This window comes from Luteococcus sp. H101, assembly GCF_038433155.1.
In the GTDB taxonomy this organism is placed as follows: Bacteria; Actinomycetota; Actinomycetes; order Propionibacteriales; family Propionibacteriaceae; genus Luteococcus.
This window is the reverse complement of record NZ_JBCDMW010000030.1, coordinates 81,645-99,404: the sequence shown is the minus strand read 5'-3', so window position 1 is coordinate 99,404 and position 17,760 is coordinate 81,645. Positions and strand designations below refer to the sequence as shown.

The following is a 17,760-nucleotide window of genomic DNA, read 5'->3' as shown; positions in this document are numbered from 1 at the left end:
CCTGGGGCAAGCGTAATTCACACAGTTTTGGCTGTGTTTATCGGGGGTGGTGTATCGGTGGATACAGGTCCGTTGGGCCCTCCTGCGGGTGATCAGACCTCGTCGGGGCCCTGCGGCCGCTTGAACAGGTCCGGCTCATGGCTGGCCTGCCGGGCGCGGCTGCTGCGCACCGCATTCATCCCGGTCAGGGTGGAGTAGTCCTTGCCGCGCTCGTGCTGGGCCGGCCGGGCGGGCTGCTTGCGGGCCGGCTCGGGCTTGGGCTGCTCCACCCGGGGCTGCGGGCGGATCTGCTTGGACGGCTTGGGTGCCTGGCCGGCCGAGACCGCCGCCACGGCGATCGCGGTGGTCACCGGAACTGCCAGCACCAGCCCGATGGAGCCCACCAGGGTGCGCACCAGCTCGCCGGCAAACATCTCCCCGGTCAGCACCTCCACCAGCGGGCGCTGGTAGATGCTGAGGAGCAGCAGGACCGTCATGATCGCGCCGGCGGTGGCGAAGGCGGTGGTGTAGACCGTCGAGGCAATGTGGTCCCGGCCAATCCGCATGGCGCCGGTGAACAGCTCCTTGCGGCTGCGCCCGGTGCCGGCCAGTTCCCAGACCGCCGAGGCCTGGGTGATGGTGACGTCGTTCAGCACGCCCAAGCCGGCGATGATCACGCCGCAGACCACCACGGAGCTCAGGTGCATGCTGGGTGCGGCGGTGGCCAGCAAGAAGTCGTCCTCACTGGCGACGCCGGTCAGGTGGGCCCACCTGGCGGCCCACCACCCCAGCCCGGCGCTGATCGCCAGGCCGAACAGGGTGCCCACCAGGGCCGTCGTCGTCCTGGTGGAGAAGCCATGGGCCGCATAGAGGACGACGAACATGATCGCGGAGCTGGCGGTCAGGCCCACCAGCGTCGGGTTGTGGCCGACGATCAGCGCCGGGAAGAGGAACTTGACCATCACGAAGCCCGCGAAGACCAGCCCCAACAGTGACGCGAAGCCGCGCCACCGGGCCACCGCCACCACCAGCACCGCGAAGACCAGCGCAAAGAAGGCCAGCGGCAGGTCGCGCTGGAAATCGGCGAACTGGTAGCCGATGCTGCCGTCCTGCGGCGAGGGCATCCGGTAGAGCTTGACCCCGTCGCCCACCTTCAGGCCGGACTCGTAGACCTCCGCGGTGACCTGCACCTCCTGGGTCTGACCCTTGTCCGGCCCCTCGTCCAGATGGACCGCGATCTTGGCGCATGGCCGGGTGTCATTGGCCACCGATCCGGTCATGCCCTCACAGCTGACCTCATTGAGGGTGGTCACGGTGCCCTTGGGCATGGTCACCCCGGGCACCATCACGCTGGAGGCGTCGCTCTTGATGTGTGCCGGCACATTGCGCGGCCACAGCCAGACCAGGGCCACCAGGGTGAAGACCGCGATGGGCACCAGGATGCTGACCATCCAGCCCAATGCGCGGCGTTCCACCGTGCGCAGCTCCGGGTCATCCGGGCGGGCAGCGGCGTGCGAATGTGCATGTGACATGAGGGCCTAACCTTTGACCAATGGATTTCTTGACCGAGCCGAGCCGTCTGCGTCCCCCGGGGCGCTCCCCGGCGCCTGCAGACGCGGCCACCATACCCGCTGCCGGTGGCTCGGTCCGGCTCGTTTCGGGGGCGGCCGGGCGGTTGGGGGTGTGTCTGGGGCGGCTGCGTCGCGGCCCGGGGGACCCCACCATCCGTCGGGTGGGTGACGTGTGGTGGCGGGCCAGCCAGACCCCGTCGGGCCCCGTGCTGGTCCAACTGGCCGACCGGGACCGCGACGTGCTGGCCCGGGCCTGGGGCGATGGCGCCCAGTGGGCGCTGGAGCAGCTGCCCCGCCTGCTCGGCTGCCATGACCGGGCGGATTTCCGGCCGGAACATCCCGTCTTGCGGGAGCTGGTGCGGCGTCATCCCCAGTTGCGGGTGGGCGCGACGGACCTGGTCTGCGAGAGCCTGCTGCCCGCCGTCGTGGAGCAGAAGGTCACCGGGGCGGAGGCCTTCCGGGCGATCCATCGGCTGACCCGACGGCATTCCCGGCCGGCTCCCGGGCCGGCCGCCGTCGCGGGGCATCCCGCCCACGGAATGCTGTTGCCGCTGGCTGCCGAACACTGGGCCGCCATCCCCAGCTGGGAGTACCTGCAGGCCGGGGTGGAGCAGAAGCGCTCGGCGACGGTGGTGGGGGCCGCCCGTCGGGCCCGGGCGGTGGAGCGCACCCTGACCGGACCGGATCCCGACCGCGCCCTGCGTTCCCTGGCCGGGATCGGTCCGTGGACGGCGGCCCGCGCCCGACAGCAGGCCCATGGCGATCCCGACGCGTGGAGCGTGGGGGACTACCACGTGGGCCGGGCGATCAGCTTCGCCCTGTGTGGCGAGGAGCTGGACGACGACGGTTGCGCCGAGCTGCTGGCCCCGTATGCGGGGCACCGCTACCGGGTGGAGCTGCTGCTGGGCCTGGGTGGTCCGAGGATCGAGCGGCACGGCCCCCGACGCAGCCTGCCCACCCACCTGCCCTGAGATCCCCGGGCCGCCGCGGTCCGCTTGCAATCCCCGAGGTGGCCTGCCGGCCACGGTCCCCGGGTTGGTCCAGGGGCAAGCCTCACTGCGCAGCAGTTGGGTGTTGGGGCAGCTGTTGGAGCGGCTGCCCCAAGACTTTGCGGCTGCGCAGTGGTCCTGACCACGCCGGGAGGTGCGGGATGCGGGTCAGACCTCCGTGGCGGCCGGCCGGGCACCACCGGCGGCTGCGGGGTCGGCCGGTTCCCGACGGGGGTAGGGTCGGTGTTCATCCTCCCCGTCGGCCTGGTCCAGCTGGGGGAAGGGGTCGGTGTCGTTCAGGTATCGCAGCCAGGACGTCACCACCGCCATCACGGGCACCGCCAGCAGCGCCCCCACCAGACCCCACAGGTAGCCGGCCAGGCTGACCCCGACGATCACCGCATAGGGATGCAGGGAGACGGCGCGGCCCATCAGGAGCGGCTGCAGCACATTGCCCTCCAGCTGCTGCACCGCCAGCACCACGACGGCCATCAGTGCAGCCGCCGTCGGGCCGCCGGTGAACAACGCCAGCACCACGGCCACCAGCCCGGAGACGATTGCCCCGGCGAAGGGCACGAAGGCGGAGACGAAGACCAGCATGGCCAGCGGCAGCGGGAAGGGGACGTCCAGCAGCCAGGCACCCATCCCGATGAAGAAGGCATCGATGAAGGCCACCACCACGGCGGTGCGGGCGTACAGCTCCAGGCTGCGCCAGCTGCGACGGGAGGCCTCGTACTGCCGGGTGCGGGAGCGGGGCGGCACCAGCCACAGCAGGTGCTGCCAGATCCGGGCGCCGTCACTCAGGAAGAAGAAGGCGCTGATGAAGCCCAGCAGGGCCATGGCCGTCAGCTCGCTCAGGGAACCGCCGAAGCTCATCACCGTCGTGACGATGTTGGAGCTGTGACCGGTCAGCCAGGCCTGCGCCTTGTCCACGGCCTCGGTGAGCTGACCGTCCTGCAGGTGCAGCGGACCGTCGCGCAGCCACGTGGCGCCCTGGTGCACTGATCTTTGCGCCAGGGAGGTGATGTCGCCCAGATCCGAGAGCAGCACCGTGACTGCGTAGCCAAGCACCGCCCCGATGATGCCCAGCGCCGTCAGCAGCGCCAGGGCACCTGCCAGGTATGGCCCCAAGCGTAGATGCCTGCGCAGCCAGCGCACCGCGGGGCTGAGCAGGGCGGTGAGCAGCAGGGCGATCGCCATCGGGACCAGTGCGAAGCGGGCCTGGCTGATCAGCCGGATGGCCACCCAGGCAAAGGCCACGCTGACCAGGAAGGGCACGCCGACGCGCAATGCGAGGTCAAGCGCGCGGGAGCGATGGAAGGGAGTGTCGGACAGCTCGGGTTGGTGCACCTCTCAAAGGTGCCCCCGAAGCACACTCATTGCCAAGCCCACAAGGTCTTTTACACCCCTAGGGGTGGGCTGGTCTGGCGACGTGGGCTGGCGTCGGACCCCGGAGGACGACGGTCGGCTGGCCTGCCGTACCCGCCCGGGCATGGCGGGTACGGCCGAGCGTCTGCCCCGAGCGACAGGCTCAGCGGGCGATGGTGGCGCCACGGTCCACCCGCTCGAAGCCGGCGGGAGCCTTCCCGGTCCAGCGGTCGAGCTCCAGTCGGCCAGCCCTCACGCCTGGTGCCGGTGGAGAACCCGTCGAAGTCCCGTGCAACACAGAAGTAGCCCCTGCCAATGAATGGATTTCCGGTCAATCCAGTCGTGACTGGGAGGTGTCGTTCACTGGTTGGCCGGCTCCGGTGAGCGACGGGCAGCCAAGGCGGCCAACAGCACCCCGACCGCCAACAGCGGGAGCCCGAGGCGCCAGGTGGCGGCTTCCACCTGGGTGGCCAGCAGTAGACAGGAGGCCAGCCCCAGAGCTGGCACCACCGACGGGATCCGGAAGTGCTCGTGGCCCACCTGGTCACGTCGCAGCACCAGCACCGCCAGGTTGGTGCTGGCGAAGACCACCAGCAGAAGCAGCACCAGGGTGGCGGCCAGGGTGTCGATCTCCCCGGTCAGGGCGAGCACCACCGACAGGCCCGAGGTGACCAGGATCGCCACCCACGGGGTACGCCGTCCCGGCAGCACCCGGGCAAGGGCGCGGGGGAGCAGCCCGTCGCGGGCCATTCCATAGGCCAGCCGGGAAGACATGATCCCGGTCAGCAGCGCACCATTGGCCACGGCCACCAGCGCCACCAGGCTGAACAACACCGGCGGGATCCCGCCGGCCGCCCGCACCACCTCCAGCAGCGGCCCGGAGGAGGCGGCCAACCGATCCGTGGGCAGGATGGCGCTGGCGGCCGCGCCGACGCCGGCATAGATCACCGCCGCCACCACCAGCGCACCAAACAGGGCTCGCGGGTAGGAGCGGTTGGGGTCGCGGGCCTCCTCCGCGACGTTCACCGACGTCTCGAAGCCCACATAGGAGTAGAAGGCCAGTACCGCCGCGGCCAGCACCGCCTGGACCGCGCCATGCCCCGGAGCGCCCAGCTGGGTCAGCCGGGACAGGTCCGCGTCGCCGCGGGCAATCACCACGATGCCCAGCACGAGCACCGTCAGCAGTCCGGACACCTCGATGATGGTGGCCACGGCATTGGCCCCCATCGACTCCTTGATCCCGCGGGCATTCAACGCGGCCAGCAGGGCCAGGAAGACCACCACCACCAGCGGGACCGGCAGTCGCACGAACTCACCCAGGTAGTCCCCGGCGAAACCGAGCGCCAGGGCGCCGACCGAGACGATCCCGGCGGCCAGCATGCAGAAGCCCACCAAGAAGCCCGCGAACGGACCGTAGGCGCGGTGGGCGTAGTACGACGAGCCACCCGCGCGCGGATACTTCGTCGCCAGCTCGGCATAGCTGCCGGCCGTGAGCAGGGCCAGCAACAAGGCCACCACCAGCGGCACCCACACCGCCCCGCCGGCCAGCGCTGCTACCTGCCCGACCAGGACATAGACCCCGGCGCCCAGCACGTCGCCCAGGATGAACAGGAAGAGCCCCCAGGTGCCGACGGCGCGGCGCAGCGGGGTGCCGCCCGGCTGGGCGGGGCCGGGGGACTCTGGCATGGTGTGTGGGGAAGAAGACATGCGCCGCAGCCAACCACGTCCGACGCCCCGTCGCCTCACCCCAAGGTGGACCAATCCGGTCCGCGAGTCCCGCCCTGTTTCCCGAGCCCCGCCATGGTCCCCGAGCTTGTCGAGGGTGTGCGGCTTGATTTCGGGGGATGATGTCTCCGGCCGGGTGTCCTCGTGGCTGCCCGCCCTTGATTGGCGAGCCGCACCATGCTCCCCGATCCACTGCGCTCGTGGAATGCGCAGCCTCGTCGCTGACAACGGCTTCCCTCCTTGCCGAGGGGTTGGCCGATCCGTCAGTCGGTGGTCGGGGCCTGGTTCCCGGTGGACTCCGCAGCCTCCAACTGGTCGGCCACGGTCTGCCCGGGCAACCGGACCACGAATTCCGCCCCACCCTCCGCGGACCGACGGGCGGTGACCTGGCCGCCGTGCGCGTTGATGGTGTGCGCGACGATCGACAGGCCGAGGCCGGTGCCGGGGGTGTTGCGCGCCCGGTCCGAGCGGTAGAAGCGGTCGAAGACGTGTGGCAGGTCCTCGTCGGCGATCCCCGGCCCTTGGTCCGCGATCCGCAGCTGGTCCCCTTCCAGGTGCACGTGAATGGTGCCGCCGGGCGGGGAGAACTTGACCGCATTGTCCAGCAGGTTGGTGACGGCCCGTTCCAGCGTGTCCGGTTCACCCACCAGGAAGAGCGGGTTGAGTTCCACGTCGAAGTTCAGTCCGGGCCCGCGTCGCTTCGCCCGCACGATCGCGGATTCCACCACATCCCGGAAGTCCAGCGGTTCCGGATTGGCGGTCACCTTGTCCTCCCGGGAGAGCTGCACCAGGTCACCCACCAGGGAGGTGAACTCGCCCAACTGGGCCGCGATGTCATGCAGGATCTCGGCGCGGGCTCCCTCGGGCAGCATGCCGCTCTTCTCGTCGGCCACTAGCAGCTCGATGTTGGTGCGCATCGACGTCAACGGGGTTCGCAGTTCATGTCCGGCGTCGGCGATCAGCCGCTTCTGCCGTTCCCGCGAGGAGCCCAGCGAGTTGAGCATGGTGTTGAAGGAGCGGGTCAGCTCGCCCAGCTCGTCGTCGGAGTGGATCTCGATCGGGGTCAGCTCGTCGGTCTCGGTGACGTGTGCCACGGCGCCCGACAGGTTGCGCAGCGGTCTCATCGCCTGCCGGGCCGAGAGCCACCCGAGCAGGATGGAGAGCAGCACGCCGATCCCGCCGGTGGTGATCATGGTCAACCACAGCCAGTGCAGGGTGGTCTCGGTGGGCGGCAGCGGCCGGGCCATCACGACGGCATAACGGTGGTCCCCGATGGTCTGCGGCACCGCGATCATCCGGTAGCGCACCCCGGTGGAGCCGGTCACCGTCCGGGCTGTGGTGCCCTGCTGCAACCTGGCCACGGCCAGCTCGTCGTCGCCCGGTTCCAACGCGACGGTGGCGCCATTGACCTGCTGCACCTTGCCGTCGCTGGCCAGCAGCATCAGCGTCACATTGGCCGCCCGCAGGGCGCCGGCATTGAGCCCGCCCATGCTCTCCACATCCTGCTCGATCTGGGCGGCGGAATAGGCGGCGACGTCCACCAGCTCGTTGTCCAGCTGGGTGTAGAGGCTGAGCCGGGTCATCCAGTAGGCGGCGATGGCCACCAGCATCACCGCCAGACTCACTGACATCACCGTCAACCGGACCAGCCGACGGCTGAGCGAGGCGCGATGGGGCGCGCGGTCTCCCCAGGGGAGCAGCCGGACCACACGGTCAAGGGGATTCACGTTCGGGTGCCTGTCAAGAAGGGCCAGTCAGGGGAGGGGTGGGTTGGGGCGGTCACCCCGACCGATCACGGCGGGGTTTCGCGCAGCACGTAGCCGATGCCGCGCACGGTGTGGATCAGGCGGGACTCACCCTGCGACTCGGTCTTGCGCCGCAGGTAGCCGATGTAGACCTCCAGCGAGTTGGCCGTGGTCGGGAAGTCGAAGCCCCAGACCTCGTTCAACAGCCAGCCGCGCTCCAGCACCCGTCGCGGATGCTCCATGAAGACCTGCAGCAGCGCGAACTCGGTGCGGGTCAGGCTGATCTTGCGCCCACCGCGGGAGACCTCCCGGGTCTGGGTGTCCAGGATCAGGTCGTCGAAGACCAGGGTCTCGCTGCCCTTGTCATTCTCCGGCCGGGAACGACGGGTCAGCGCCCGCACCCGGGCGAGCAACTCGTCCAGCGCGAACGGCTTGACCATGTAGTCGTCGGCGCCGGCATCCAGCCCATCCACCCGGTCACCGACGGCATCCCGCGCGGTGAGGATCAGGATCGGCACGTCATTGCCGGTGGACCGCAGCATCCGGGTGGTCTCCAGACCGTCCAGCCGGGGCATCATCACGTCCATGATCACGGCCTCGGCCTTGATAGCGGACAGCTTGGCCAGCGCCTCCAGGCCGTCGGCGGCGGTGCTCACTTCATAACCGCTGTACTGCATGGAGCGGGCCAGGGAGTCGCGGACGGCCTGGTCGTCGTCAACCACGAGGATGTGCATGGGCCTAGCTTGCCACTTGCGGCTGCCGATTGCCCGTTGGCTCCTCGGAGGCGGACTGGACGGCCGCGAGCACGATGTCGAACCGGCTCGAAAGCCCCGCGGGGCCGCCCAGCCCCAGCAGGAAGGCGGCCACCGGCGCCATGGGGCGCACACTGGCGTGGGCGACTGCCCGGGCGAGGTGGGGCAGCTCGTCGACCGGAACCTCTGCCGGGTCGAGCCCCAGCCCTCCGCACGACTGGGCGACGAAGGCCTGCCAGCAGCGCGGGTCCTCCCGGGACTCCTCGGGCAGCGGCTCGGCAGGGAGGGCGTCCAGGATCACACGCCGTGCCAGCTCCCGGTCCCGTCCCTCGGCCAGCGCCCAGCCCCACAGATAGGCGCTGACCGGCGCCATGGGGCGCAGACCGGCCGTCGCCACCTGCCCGGCGAGCTCGAGAAGTTCGGTGGTGTCCGTCAGGTGGGGGTTCTGGCCCAGCGCCTCACAGGCAGCATCGACCCATGGGTCCAGCGGTGGTGTGTCCTGATGGTGCATGCCTTCCTCCGGCTTCTGGGTGAGGGTGGTCAGGGTTGGAGGCGACGTCCGTCGGCCCCGCGGCCCAGACGGGCCAGGACGTGGTCCGGCAGATGCACCCCGAAGGGGTCACCGGTGCGGGCGCGGCAGAGGTGACACAACGCGCGGTCATCATCGGGGAAACGGGAGCGGCAACGCTCGCAGCGGCGAGTGGGAACCCTGGCCAATTCATGGGGCTCGCCAGCCACCAGCTCCGCCCAGCCGATGGTGCCGGTGGTTTGCAGGGCGTCGACGGGACAGTGCGTGACGCACTGTCGTTCTCCGCGGCAGGCCGTGGCCCGGTGCACCAGCACCGACGTGCCGCCCTCGTGGGTGAGGGACAGGGCCTCGTGCGGGCAGGCGCGGACACAGACACCGCAGGCGGTGCAGCCCGTGGCGGCCAGGGCAAGGGCCGGGGAGTCGGCCAGATCCTGGTCCACCACCCCCGCGGCGGCCAGGGACTCCAGCAGCCGGGTGTGCGAGTCGCCGTCCGGTGAGTGGGTGCTTTCTGAGGGGGCTGGGGGCGGGCGCAGCCCAAGCGCGGTACGGCGATCCACCGGAGGGCGACGTTCCTCCAGCAGGGCTCCGCGGCCGCCAGGGCCGGGTGTCGTGCCCAGTTGCAGCCGGGAGGGGCCCACCAAGGTGGCAATCCGGTGCAGGTCCTCGCGCGCGGCGGCTCGGGTGCACTGGTCGACGTCGAGCCAGGCCGTGCCACCAGCCAGGGCAAGGTCCAACAGCCACCAGACCGGCACCTCGGCCAGGCAAGCGTCCAGGCGCAGGGTCCTGGCCCGGTGCCTGCGCTCGGCGTGGTCGCAGACCACCACCAGCCCGCTGGGGTCGCGGGCCAGGTGGGCCAGGATGGTCTCCTGGCGCGTCCGCGCACCGGGTGGTCCACCGCTCCCGATCGTCACGAATGTCCTCCTCCCGGGTGGTCACCGCCGAGCCTATGTGATGTTCTTCACGGCCCCGGCAGTGGGCGTGAAAGTGGTTGTCAGATAGCGTTGGAGACTCCAAGACAGTTTCTCCTACAGGGGGTAGTGGTGGGTACTTCCACGCAGGTCCAGGGCGCGGGCCACGGCGCGCGGGTGTCGCGGCGCCACCTCATGCAGTGGACGGGTGCCGCGGCGGCCACGGGTGCCCTTGTGTCCACCCTCCCGGAGCGGGCCGCCAGCGAGCCGGTGCACGTGCGCCAGGCTGACGGCCTGGCCGACGCCGACCGGACCATCTGGTCCGCCTGCATCGTCAACTGCGGCTCCCGGTGCCCCTTGCGCCTGCAGGTCAAGGATGGGGTGGTTGTGCGGGTGCTGCCCGACAACACCGGTGACGACAGCCTGGAGAATCGACAGATCCGAGCCTGCGTGCGCGGCCGCAACATGCGCCAGCGGATCTACAACCCGGACCGGATCAAGAAGCCGCTCAAGCGCAAGGAAGGCACCAAGCGAGGCGACGGCCAGTGGGAGGAGATCAGCTGGGACGAGGCCTTCGACCTGTTCGCGGAGAAGTTGAAGTACACCTATGACAAGTTCGGCCCGGAGGCCGTCTTCAAGGTCTACGGCTCTGGAGTGTGGAATGCCCACCTGGCCTATGGTGCTGGCTGGCAGCGCCTGTTCAATGCGATGGGTGGCCACCTGAACTACTACAACAACTACTCCTACAGCCAGATCGGTGGGATCACCCGCTTCCACTACGGCAACACCGACGAGCAGATGTCGAACTCCTTCGAGGACTCCATCAAACACGGGCGGATGCTGGTGCTGTGGGGCAACAACCCGCAGGAGACCCGGATGTCGGGGGGCGGCCTCACCTATGTGTCACTGGAGGCCGCGCGCAAGGCCGGGTTGAAGATCGTCGTGATCGACCCCCGGCATTCGGACTCGGTCTCGGTCCTGGCGGACCAGTGGATCTCCCCGCGTCCCGGCACCGACGCCGCCTTGGTCAGCGGCATCGTCCACCACCTGGTGAAGAACGGTCTGCATGACCAGGCCTTCCTGGACAAGTACTGCGTCGGCTTCGACGAGCAGCACATGCCCAAGGGCATTCCGGCCAACAATTCCTACCTGAGCTACATCATGGGCAAGGGAGAGGATGGGATCGAGAAGACCCCGGCGTGGGCTTCGAAGATCACTGGCGTGCCGGAGAAGACCATCATCGAGTTTGCGCTGGAGCTGGGTCGTACCAAGCCGGTGAACATCACCCAGGGCTGGGGGCCGCAGCGCCACGCCAACGGTGAGAACCAGGCCCGGGCCATCTACACCCTGGCCAATGTGCTGGGCCAGGTGGGCATCCCCGGCGGAGGTACTGGTGGCCGGGAGGGCAACTACTGGCCACTGACCGCCTGGCTGCCCAATGGTGACAATCCTTGCAAGGCCGCCATCAGCAATTTTGCCTGGAGCGAGGCGATCGTCCGGGGCGAGGAGATGACCGAGCTCAAGGATGGTGTGCGGGGGGTCAAGAAGCTCAGTACCGGAATCAAGTTCCTGCTGGAGTACGGCGGCAACATGCTGGGCAGCCAGCATGCCGACCTCAACAAGCTGCGCGAGATCCTGACCGACGAATCCAAGTGCGAGTTCATCGTCACCGTGGACAACCAGATGTCCACCTCCGCGGATCTGTCCGATCTGGTCCTGCCGGACACCACCACCGCTGAGCGCTGGGACCTGGTGCCCAGCGAGTACTGCGGTGACACGGCCTACCTGATCGCCTGCGAGAAGGCGATCGAGCCGCTGCACGAGTCCAAGCCCGCCTACGAGATGGTCACCGAGATCGCCAAGCGGCTCGGCGTCGAGCAGAAGGTCACCGAAGGGCGGGACCTCAAGGGCTGGGCACAGTACCTGCAGGACGAGGTGAACGTGAAGGCCGTCCCCGGGATGCCGAAGTTCGACGAGATGCTCAAGAAGGGTGTGCACCGCTACCGCAACCCGGAGGGGACCACCGTCGCGCTCAAGGCCTTCCGGGACGATCCGGTCAAGAACCCGCTGGAGACCCCGACGGGCAAGATCGAGATCTTCTCCGAGCAGCTGTGGAACATGGCCAAGACCTGGGAGTTCCCCGACCGCAAGAAGGGCGACGTGATCACCGCCATCCCGGTGCACGTCGACACCTGGGAGGGCGCCATGGAGGCGCTGTCCAATGACAAGTACCCCGTGCAGCTGATCGGCCACCACTACAAGCAGCGAGTCCACTCCACCTACGGCAATCTCAGCAATCTCCAGGAGGCCCACCCGCAGGCGGTCTGGATCAGCATCCCCGACGCCGAGAAGCGCGGCATCAAGAACGGGGACATGGTGGAGATCTTCAATGACCGCGGCCGGGTGCAGATCCCCGCCAAGGTCACCGCCCGGATCATGCCCGGCGTCGCCTCCCTGCCGCAGGGAGCCTGGACTGACTTCGACGCCGATGGCGTGGATCATGGCGGCGCGGTGAATGTGCTCACCTCGCTGCACTGGACGCCCGTCTCCAAGGGCAACTGCCAGCACACCACCCTGGTGCAGATCAAGAAGGCCTGAGAGGGGACGTCATGGAGGGTTTCTACTTCGACCAGTCGGCCTGCAATGGGTGCAAGGCCTGCGCCATCGCCTGCAAGGACAAGCATGACCTGCCGGTGGGCGTCCAGTGGCGCCGAGTCATCGAATACACCGGTGGCGGGTGGGTGCAGCAGGGGGACACCTACGAACCCCAGGTCTTCAGCTACTACACGTCGATCTCCTGCAACCACTGCGAGGACCCGATCTGCGCGGAGGTCTGCCCCACCACGGCCATGACCATCCGCGACGATGGTACCGTCTTCGTCGATCCCAACAAGTGCATCGGCTGCAAGTACTGCGCGATGGCCTGCCCCTACAGTGCACCGCAGTTCAACCCCGACAAGGGAATCATGACCAAGTGCGATGGCTGCAAAGACTACCGCGATGCAGGCCAGAAGCCAGCCTGTGTGGCCGCCTGCCCATCGCGCGCACTCGACTGGGGTGAGATCGACGAGTTGAAGAAGAAGCACGGAACCGACCTCCGCGCCGTGGAGCCGCTGCCGGATCCCGAGATCACCCGTCCCAACCTGCTCATCACCCCGCACCGTTCCGCCCAGGCGCAGGGCCGAGGCACCGGGTCCATCGCCAATCCCGAGGAGATCTGACATGTGGCATGAGCTACCCCTGGTGATCTTCACCATCTGTGCCCAGATGTCGGTGGGCTCCTTCATCGTGCTGGGGGTCATTCACCTGGCCGGCCTGAAAGTTCCGCAGAAGACGATGGACCGGGTCACGGATCCCGCGTTGTACGCGATCGGCCCCCTGTTGGTGCTGGGTCTGGCCGCCTCGACGATGCACCTGGGCAAACCATTCCGCGCCCCCAACGCGCTGCTCCATCTGGGTTCCAGTTGGCTCTCCCGGGAGATCGTCGCCGGCATGGCCTTCGCGGCGCTGGGTGCTGCCTTTGCTTTCTGCCAATGGTTCAAGCTGCTGAACCACCGGCTGCGCCAGTTGCTGGCAGGGCTGACCGCCGTCGTGGGCATCTTCCTGGTCTTTGCCATCTCCAAGGTCTACTCGCTGCGCACTGTTCCCGCTTGGGCGACGGTGCACACCCCGATCACCTTCTACATCACCACGCTGCTGCTGGGCGGATTGGCGGTCGCCGCGGCCCTGCTGGTCTCCTTCCGGCTGGCCCGTGGTCGAGGCGTCGAGGACCCCACTGCCGATCTGCTGACGCTGAACACGGTGCGAGCCATCTCCTTCGGTGCCCTGCTCGTGCTGGGACTCAAGTTCCTGCAGCGCAACACCTACTACACCTGGTTGGGCGCCCATCCCGATGCCGCCGCCCGTCGTTCCCTGGAGCTCTTGGGCGGCGAATTCGCTGGCTACCGGATGGCGGAGATGGTGTTGATGGTGGCGACCCTGGCCTGTCTGGCATGGCTGCTGTACAAGCTGGTGGGTGGACTGCGCCAGCACGGAATGCTGCCGGCCCTGGGGGTGGTGGCCTTTGCCCTGGCCCTGTTGGGTGAGTTCATCGGGCGGCTGCTCTTCTACGGCTCGATGGTGCGGGTGGGCGTGTGAGGCCCTGGCAGGAGCTGGCCGCCGCCGGAGCCGTGCTTCGCGTGCTGTCCGCCGTGATGTCCGGCCCTCCCAGCCCAGAGCTGCTGGCCATGGTGCGCCAGCGGGAATGGCAGCAGCAGTGGCCGATGGCGCACACGGGCGTCTGCCTCGCTGGTCTTGACCATCTGGCGGCCAGCGCCGAGGTGGGCGAGGACCTGGGCGACATCACCGCCGACCATGCGCGGCTGATGGGAGGTCCTGGCAGGGTTGCCGTGCACCCCTATGAGTCGGTGCATCGTTCGGTCGAGGGGCTCCTGTTCGAGCAGGAGACCTTGGAGGTGCGCGCTGCCTATGCCGAGTTCGGGCTGGCCGCCCCGCACAAGAATCGCGCTCCCGATGACCACATTGCCCTCGAGTTGGAGTTCGTCGCGACCCTGGCCGAACGAGCGGTGGATTCCGAACCGCCCGAGCAGGACACGCTGGTGGCCGGCTTCGAGCGGTTCCTGGCCGAGCATCTGTTCCGTTGGGGTCCGAACTTCTTCGACAGGCTGGGGCAGGCGGCCCAGACAGACTTCTACCGTGGTGTGGCGCTGCTGGGCGTCGACACCTTGGTGCAGGTGGGGGCTGGTCAACAGGAGTCGTGACGGCCAGCCGGCCGGCACTGTGTCACGATAACCGCCACCAGCGCGACGCCCACCAGACAGGCGGTCAGGGCGGTGACGCCGGGCCAGTGCCAGCGGCTCCAGGCCCAGCCCGCCACGGTTCCGGCCAGCGAACTGCCCAGGTAGTAGGCAAACAGGTAGAGCGACGCGGCCTGGCCGGTGCCCAGCCGGTGTTGCACCGCGTTGGCGGCCACCCAGCCGCTGGCCACGCCATGCGCCGCGAAGAATCCGATGGTGATCAGGGAGAGCCCCAGCACCACCAGCCACAGCGGCTGGGCGGCGCTGACCGCAATCCCCAGCAGGTGGATCGCCAACCCGCCGATGGCCACCGTCGATGCCCCGTGGGTCTCGGCCGCCCGCCCGGCCCGGGCCGAGCTCCACGAGCCGAAGGCATAGACCAGGAAGACCGTCCCGGCCAGGCCGACGGACAACCGGTAGGGCGCAGCCTCCAACCGGAAGCCCATCGCATTGAAACAGGCGACAAAGGCTCCCATCGCGCAGCCGGACAGGGTCATCAGCGCCAGTTGCACCGGATTGCGCAACAGGGCCAGGGTCTTGGCGGTCAGCTGCGACGGGTGCAACGGCTGTGGAGTGAAGTGCCTGCTGGGCAGCAGCAGCGCCCGCACCACCACCGCGCAGGCCAGGGCCAGCAACCCCACCCCGCCGATTGCCCAGCGCCAGCCGAACAGATCCGCCAGCGCCCCGCTGACCAGCCGACCGGACATGCCACCCAGGGCCGTGCCGCCGATGTACAGCCCGGTGGCCCGGCCAGCCGCGCCGGCGTCGATCTCCTCCCGCAGGTAGGCGACGGCCACCGCCGGAAGCCCCGCGACACAGGCCCCCAGCAGCAGCCGCAGGGCCAGCAACAGCTCCCAGGTGGGGCTGAGTGCCGTCGCCACGGTGACCATGCTGCAGGCAAAAAGGCTGGTCATCATCACATTGGTTCGGCCGATGGCGTCGGAGATCGGGCCCAGGAAGAGCAGCGCGATGCCCAGGGTGATGGTGCTGGCCGAGACGCTGAGCGCGGCCTGCGCCGGGGTGATCCGGAAGACCTCCCCCAGCGTCGGCAGCAGCGGCTGGGTGCAGTACAGCGTGGCGAAGGTCACCAGCCCGGCCAGGAAGAGCGCGACGGTGGTCCGCCGGTAGCTGCTCTCACCCGGCCGGTGGCCGCGGGCTGTCACTCCTGGCGTGGGGCGTCCGGCTGGGCCGGGCTCTCATCGCTCGGCGCGGCGGGCGGCTCGTCCGCTGGCCTGGGATCCTGGGCCGGATCGGCGCAGTCACCGGCCGGCAGCTGCGTGACACTGCCCGCCTCCTGGATCTGGATCCCGTTCTCTGGCGACGCCTCTTCGGGAGCGTGCTCGACGGGGACCTCGTCTCCGATCCCGTCCGCAAAGGCCGGTTCCGGGGCGCTGTCCACCGGCCCCGACGGCAACCCGTCGAAGGGCTCCAGCAGCGGCTCCTGGGCCCGGGCCGGCTCTTGGACCGCGGTCCCCGAGCCCTCCTGAACCACGGTCCCCGAGCTTGTCGAGGGGTCCCCGACCAGCCCGGATTCGGCTTCCGGTGGCAGGTCGGCCTGGGTGTTGGCCACCTCCTGGGGTGCCGGCTCTGCGCTCGGGGTGGCGGCGTATTCCTCGTCCAGTCGGGCTTGCGCCACGGTCTCCTGCTGGGCCTCGACAGGCTCGGCCGTCGTGGTTGGGTCGGTGTCCGTGGTTTGCGAAGTCTCGGTCACCGTCTCCGAATTGGCCTCGGTCACGGGCTCCGCGCCCTCTTCAGGCCGGGTCTCCGAGCCGTCTTCAGCCACGGTCCCCGAGTCCTCTTCAGCGACGGTCCCCGAGCCCTCTTCAGCCACGGTCCCCGAGCTTGTCGAGGGAGCCGGGGTGGGGTCTTGCTGGGCCTCGACAGGCTCGGCCGTCGTGGTCGCCTCGGCGGCAGCGGCCTGCGCCGCGATCCGCTCCGCCTCGGCCTGCTTGTGGGCTTCCCGCTCCGCCCGGGCCTGTTCCTCGGCCTCGATCCGGCGAGCCTCCTCCCGACGCTGCTCGGCCAGCTCGGCCTGCCTCGCCTCCCGGGCCTCGGCGATCCGGCGCTCCTTCTCCGCCTTCTCCTCGGCGGCCTGACGTTCCGCCTCGCGTCGGGCGGCGGCCTCGTGCTCCGCGGCCTCCCGTTCGGTGGTGAGGTACTCGGCATGCCGCTGCTGCTCCGCTGCGCTGGACTCGTGCCGCACGACGATCGCCGTGCCCTCCTTGGTCAGCCAGTGGATCCGCTGGTGCCCCTCGACGGTGGTGCGCCCGCTGACCGGATCGATCACCAGGCAGGTGCCCTCGTCGATGGTCACCACGGTGGTGACCTCGCCCTTCTCCAGCGCGGCCAGGCCGGCGCCCAGACCGGCGACGTCGCCGTGCACGTCGACGGCGGGGCCGATCAGCCCCAGCCCGTCGCGCATCTCGAACTCCTCCAGACCCTCGCCCCAGACCTCGGGCACAATCTGGCGGCCGCGGAACTTCCACCCGCCGACGATGGCTCGCTTTCCCACCACCATGGCACCGGCGGAGAAGCCCAGGTAGGGGACGCCGCGGCGGACCAGCTTGGCAATCAGGTCCCGGTGCGGCCGCAGCGCCTCCAGGTAGCCGGGCGTCCAGCCGCCCGCCACCACCAGCGCGGCCAGCTCCTCGGGAGCCTGGGGCCAGGCGGTGGTGTTCTCCTTCGGGTCGGGCTCGTCATCCAGCCAGACCGGCACGATCTCCGCCTCCGGCCAGCGCTGGCTGATCGGGTCGGCATAGCCGGCCAGCGCCTCGCCCACCTCCTCCTGCGTTCCCAGCAGGGCAATGGCAATCCGCGTGCCCCGCTTCTTCGCGGACTCGACGAACTGGTCGTGGACGCTGTCGAGGCTCTCGGCGGGGCCGCCTCCAACGAGGTACATGGTCATGCAGCCAGACTAGTCAGCGCCCAAGCCCGGGGGAACCTGAGCTGACCCGGCTCAGACCTACTGTGATTTCTCGCCCAACGAGAGGACTGCCATGCCAAAGCCGACCAATGCCGTCCACAGCTCCCGTGTGAACCTGGTGGCCAAGCCCAGCAATCTGCTGGAGACCGTGATGGCCTGGCAGCCGTTGCAGCTGCTCACCGGCATCTATGGCACCATCAGCCTGGGCGGTCACCTGTACGTGACGCCCACCGAGCTGACCTTCATCCCGCACGCACTCAACGCCTCACACACCGAACTTCACCTGCCGTTGGCCGACATCGTGGGCGTGCGGACGCAGCAGAAATTGCTTGCGGCGCTGCTCGTGATCAGTACCGCCGCCGGCGAGGAGATCCGCCTGGTCAGCTGGAGTCGTGACGAGGTGGTCGCCGCCGTGGAACAGGCCCGCGGCACGGCGCCCTCCGCCTGATTCGAACGCGTTCGCTCTGCGCTGCGG

General features: G+C 69.2%; 15 protein-coding genes. 6 read left to right on the top strand and 9 right to left on the bottom strand.

Features of this window, described 5'->3' with window-relative positions:
- Window positions 1-92 precede the first annotated feature (92 nt).
- On the bottom strand, window positions 93-1,511 hold the full coding sequence (locus AAEX60_RS13040; protein ID WP_342103993.1) for a YibE/F family protein: 1,419 nt from the start codon (window positions 1,509-1,511) through the stop codon (window positions 93-95).
- A 200-nt stretch (window positions 1,512-1,711) separates the two neighbouring features.
- Between AAEX60_RS13040 and AAEX60_RS13035 the strand changes: the two genes are divergently transcribed.
- Complete coding sequence (locus AAEX60_RS13035; protein ID WP_342103992.1) at window positions 1,712-2,521, top strand: DNA-3-methyladenine glycosylase family protein; 810 nt, start codon at window positions 1,712-1,714, stop codon at window positions 2,519-2,521.
- Between the two features lie 186 nt (window positions 2,522-2,707).
- On the opposite strand, the gene AAEX60_RS13030 is transcribed toward AAEX60_RS13035, so the two are convergent.
- The 6 genes from AAEX60_RS13030 to AAEX60_RS13005 all read right to left on the bottom strand — a co-directional run bounded on the left by AAEX60_RS13030 (window position 2,708) and on the right by AAEX60_RS13005 (window position 9,569).
- Window positions 2,708-3,889, bottom strand: a complete 1,182-nt coding sequence (locus AAEX60_RS13030) for an AI-2E family transporter (protein ID WP_342103991.1) — start codon at window positions 3,887-3,889, stop codon at window positions 2,708-2,710.
- A 378-nt stretch (window positions 3,890-4,267) separates the two neighbouring features.
- Window positions 4,268-5,614, bottom strand: a complete 1,347-nt coding sequence (locus tag AAEX60_RS13025) for an APC family permease (protein WP_342103990.1) — start codon at window positions 5,612-5,614, stop codon at window positions 4,268-4,270.
- 281 nt (window positions 5,615-5,895) lie between these two features.
- Entirely contained in the window at window positions 5,896-7,359 is a 1,464-nt protein-coding gene (locus AAEX60_RS13020) for a sensor histidine kinase (RefSeq protein ID WP_342103989.1), read from the bottom strand.
- Between the two features lie 65 nt (window positions 7,360-7,424).
- Complete coding sequence (locus AAEX60_RS13015; protein WP_342103988.1) at window positions 7,425-8,111, bottom strand: response regulator transcription factor; 687 nt, start codon at window positions 8,109-8,111, stop codon at window positions 7,425-7,427.
- 4 nt (window positions 8,112-8,115) lie between these two features.
- The gene (locus AAEX60_RS13010) at window positions 8,116-8,640 is read right to left on the bottom strand and encodes a DUF6457 domain-containing protein (RefSeq protein WP_342103987.1); all 525 of its coding nucleotides are present in this window, start codon (window positions 8,638-8,640) and stop codon (window positions 8,116-8,118) included.
- Window positions 8,641-8,669: 29 nt separating this feature from the next.
- Complete coding sequence (locus AAEX60_RS13005) at window positions 8,670-9,569, bottom strand: 4Fe-4S dicluster domain-containing protein (RefSeq protein ID WP_342103986.1); 900 nt, start codon at window positions 9,567-9,569, stop codon at window positions 8,670-8,672.
- Window positions 9,570-9,698: 129 nt separating this feature from the next.
- On the opposite strand from AAEX60_RS13005, the gene AAEX60_RS13000 reads away from it, so the two are divergent.
- The 4 genes from AAEX60_RS13000 to AAEX60_RS12985 are packed head-to-tail and all read left to right on the top strand — an operon-like array spanning window position 9,699 to window position 14,326.
- Entirely contained in the window at window positions 9,699-12,164 is a 2,466-nt protein-coding gene (locus AAEX60_RS13000) for a DMSO/selenate family reductase complex A subunit (protein WP_342103985.1), read from the top strand.
- An 11-nt stretch (window positions 12,165-12,175) separates the two neighbouring features.
- Complete coding sequence (locus tag AAEX60_RS12995) at window positions 12,176-12,787, top strand: DMSO/selenate family reductase complex B subunit (RefSeq protein WP_342103984.1); 612 nt, start codon at window positions 12,176-12,178, stop codon at window positions 12,785-12,787.
- Between the two features lies 1 nt (window position 12,788).
- Window positions 12,789-13,703, top strand: a complete 915-nt coding sequence (locus AAEX60_RS12990) for a dimethyl sulfoxide reductase anchor subunit family protein (protein ID WP_342103983.1) — start codon at window positions 12,789-12,791, stop codon at window positions 13,701-13,703.
- Window positions 13,700-14,326: a TorD/DmsD family molecular chaperone gene (locus tag AAEX60_RS12985; protein ID WP_342103982.1), complete on the top strand. Its 627-nt coding sequence runs from the start codon at window positions 13,700-13,702 to the stop codon at window positions 14,324-14,326. Before AAEX60_RS12990 ends, AAEX60_RS12985 begins: the two co-directional genes overlap by 4 nt.
- On the opposite strand, the gene AAEX60_RS12980 is transcribed toward AAEX60_RS12985, so the two are convergent.
- Complete coding sequence (locus tag AAEX60_RS12980; RefSeq protein ID WP_342103981.1) at window positions 14,311-15,525, bottom strand: MFS transporter; 1,215 nt, start codon at window positions 15,523-15,525, stop codon at window positions 14,311-14,313. The two genes, AAEX60_RS12985 and AAEX60_RS12980, sit on opposite strands and share 16 nt — an antisense overlap.
- Window positions 15,522-17,267 (bottom strand): hypothetical protein, encoded by a 1,746-nt coding sequence (locus tag AAEX60_RS12975; protein ID WP_342103980.1) that lies wholly within the window; start codon window positions 17,265-17,267, stop codon window positions 15,522-15,524. Before AAEX60_RS12975 ends, AAEX60_RS12980 begins: the two co-directional genes overlap by 4 nt.
- 91 nt (window positions 17,268-17,358) lie before the next feature.
- Here AAEX60_RS12975 and AAEX60_RS12970 point away from each other — a divergent pair, with 91 nt between their 5' ends.
- Window positions 17,359-17,733: a hypothetical protein gene (locus tag AAEX60_RS12970; RefSeq protein WP_342103979.1), complete on the top strand. Its 375-nt coding sequence runs from the start codon at window positions 17,359-17,361 to the stop codon at window positions 17,731-17,733.
- Window positions 17,734-17,760: the final 27 nt, after the last annotated feature.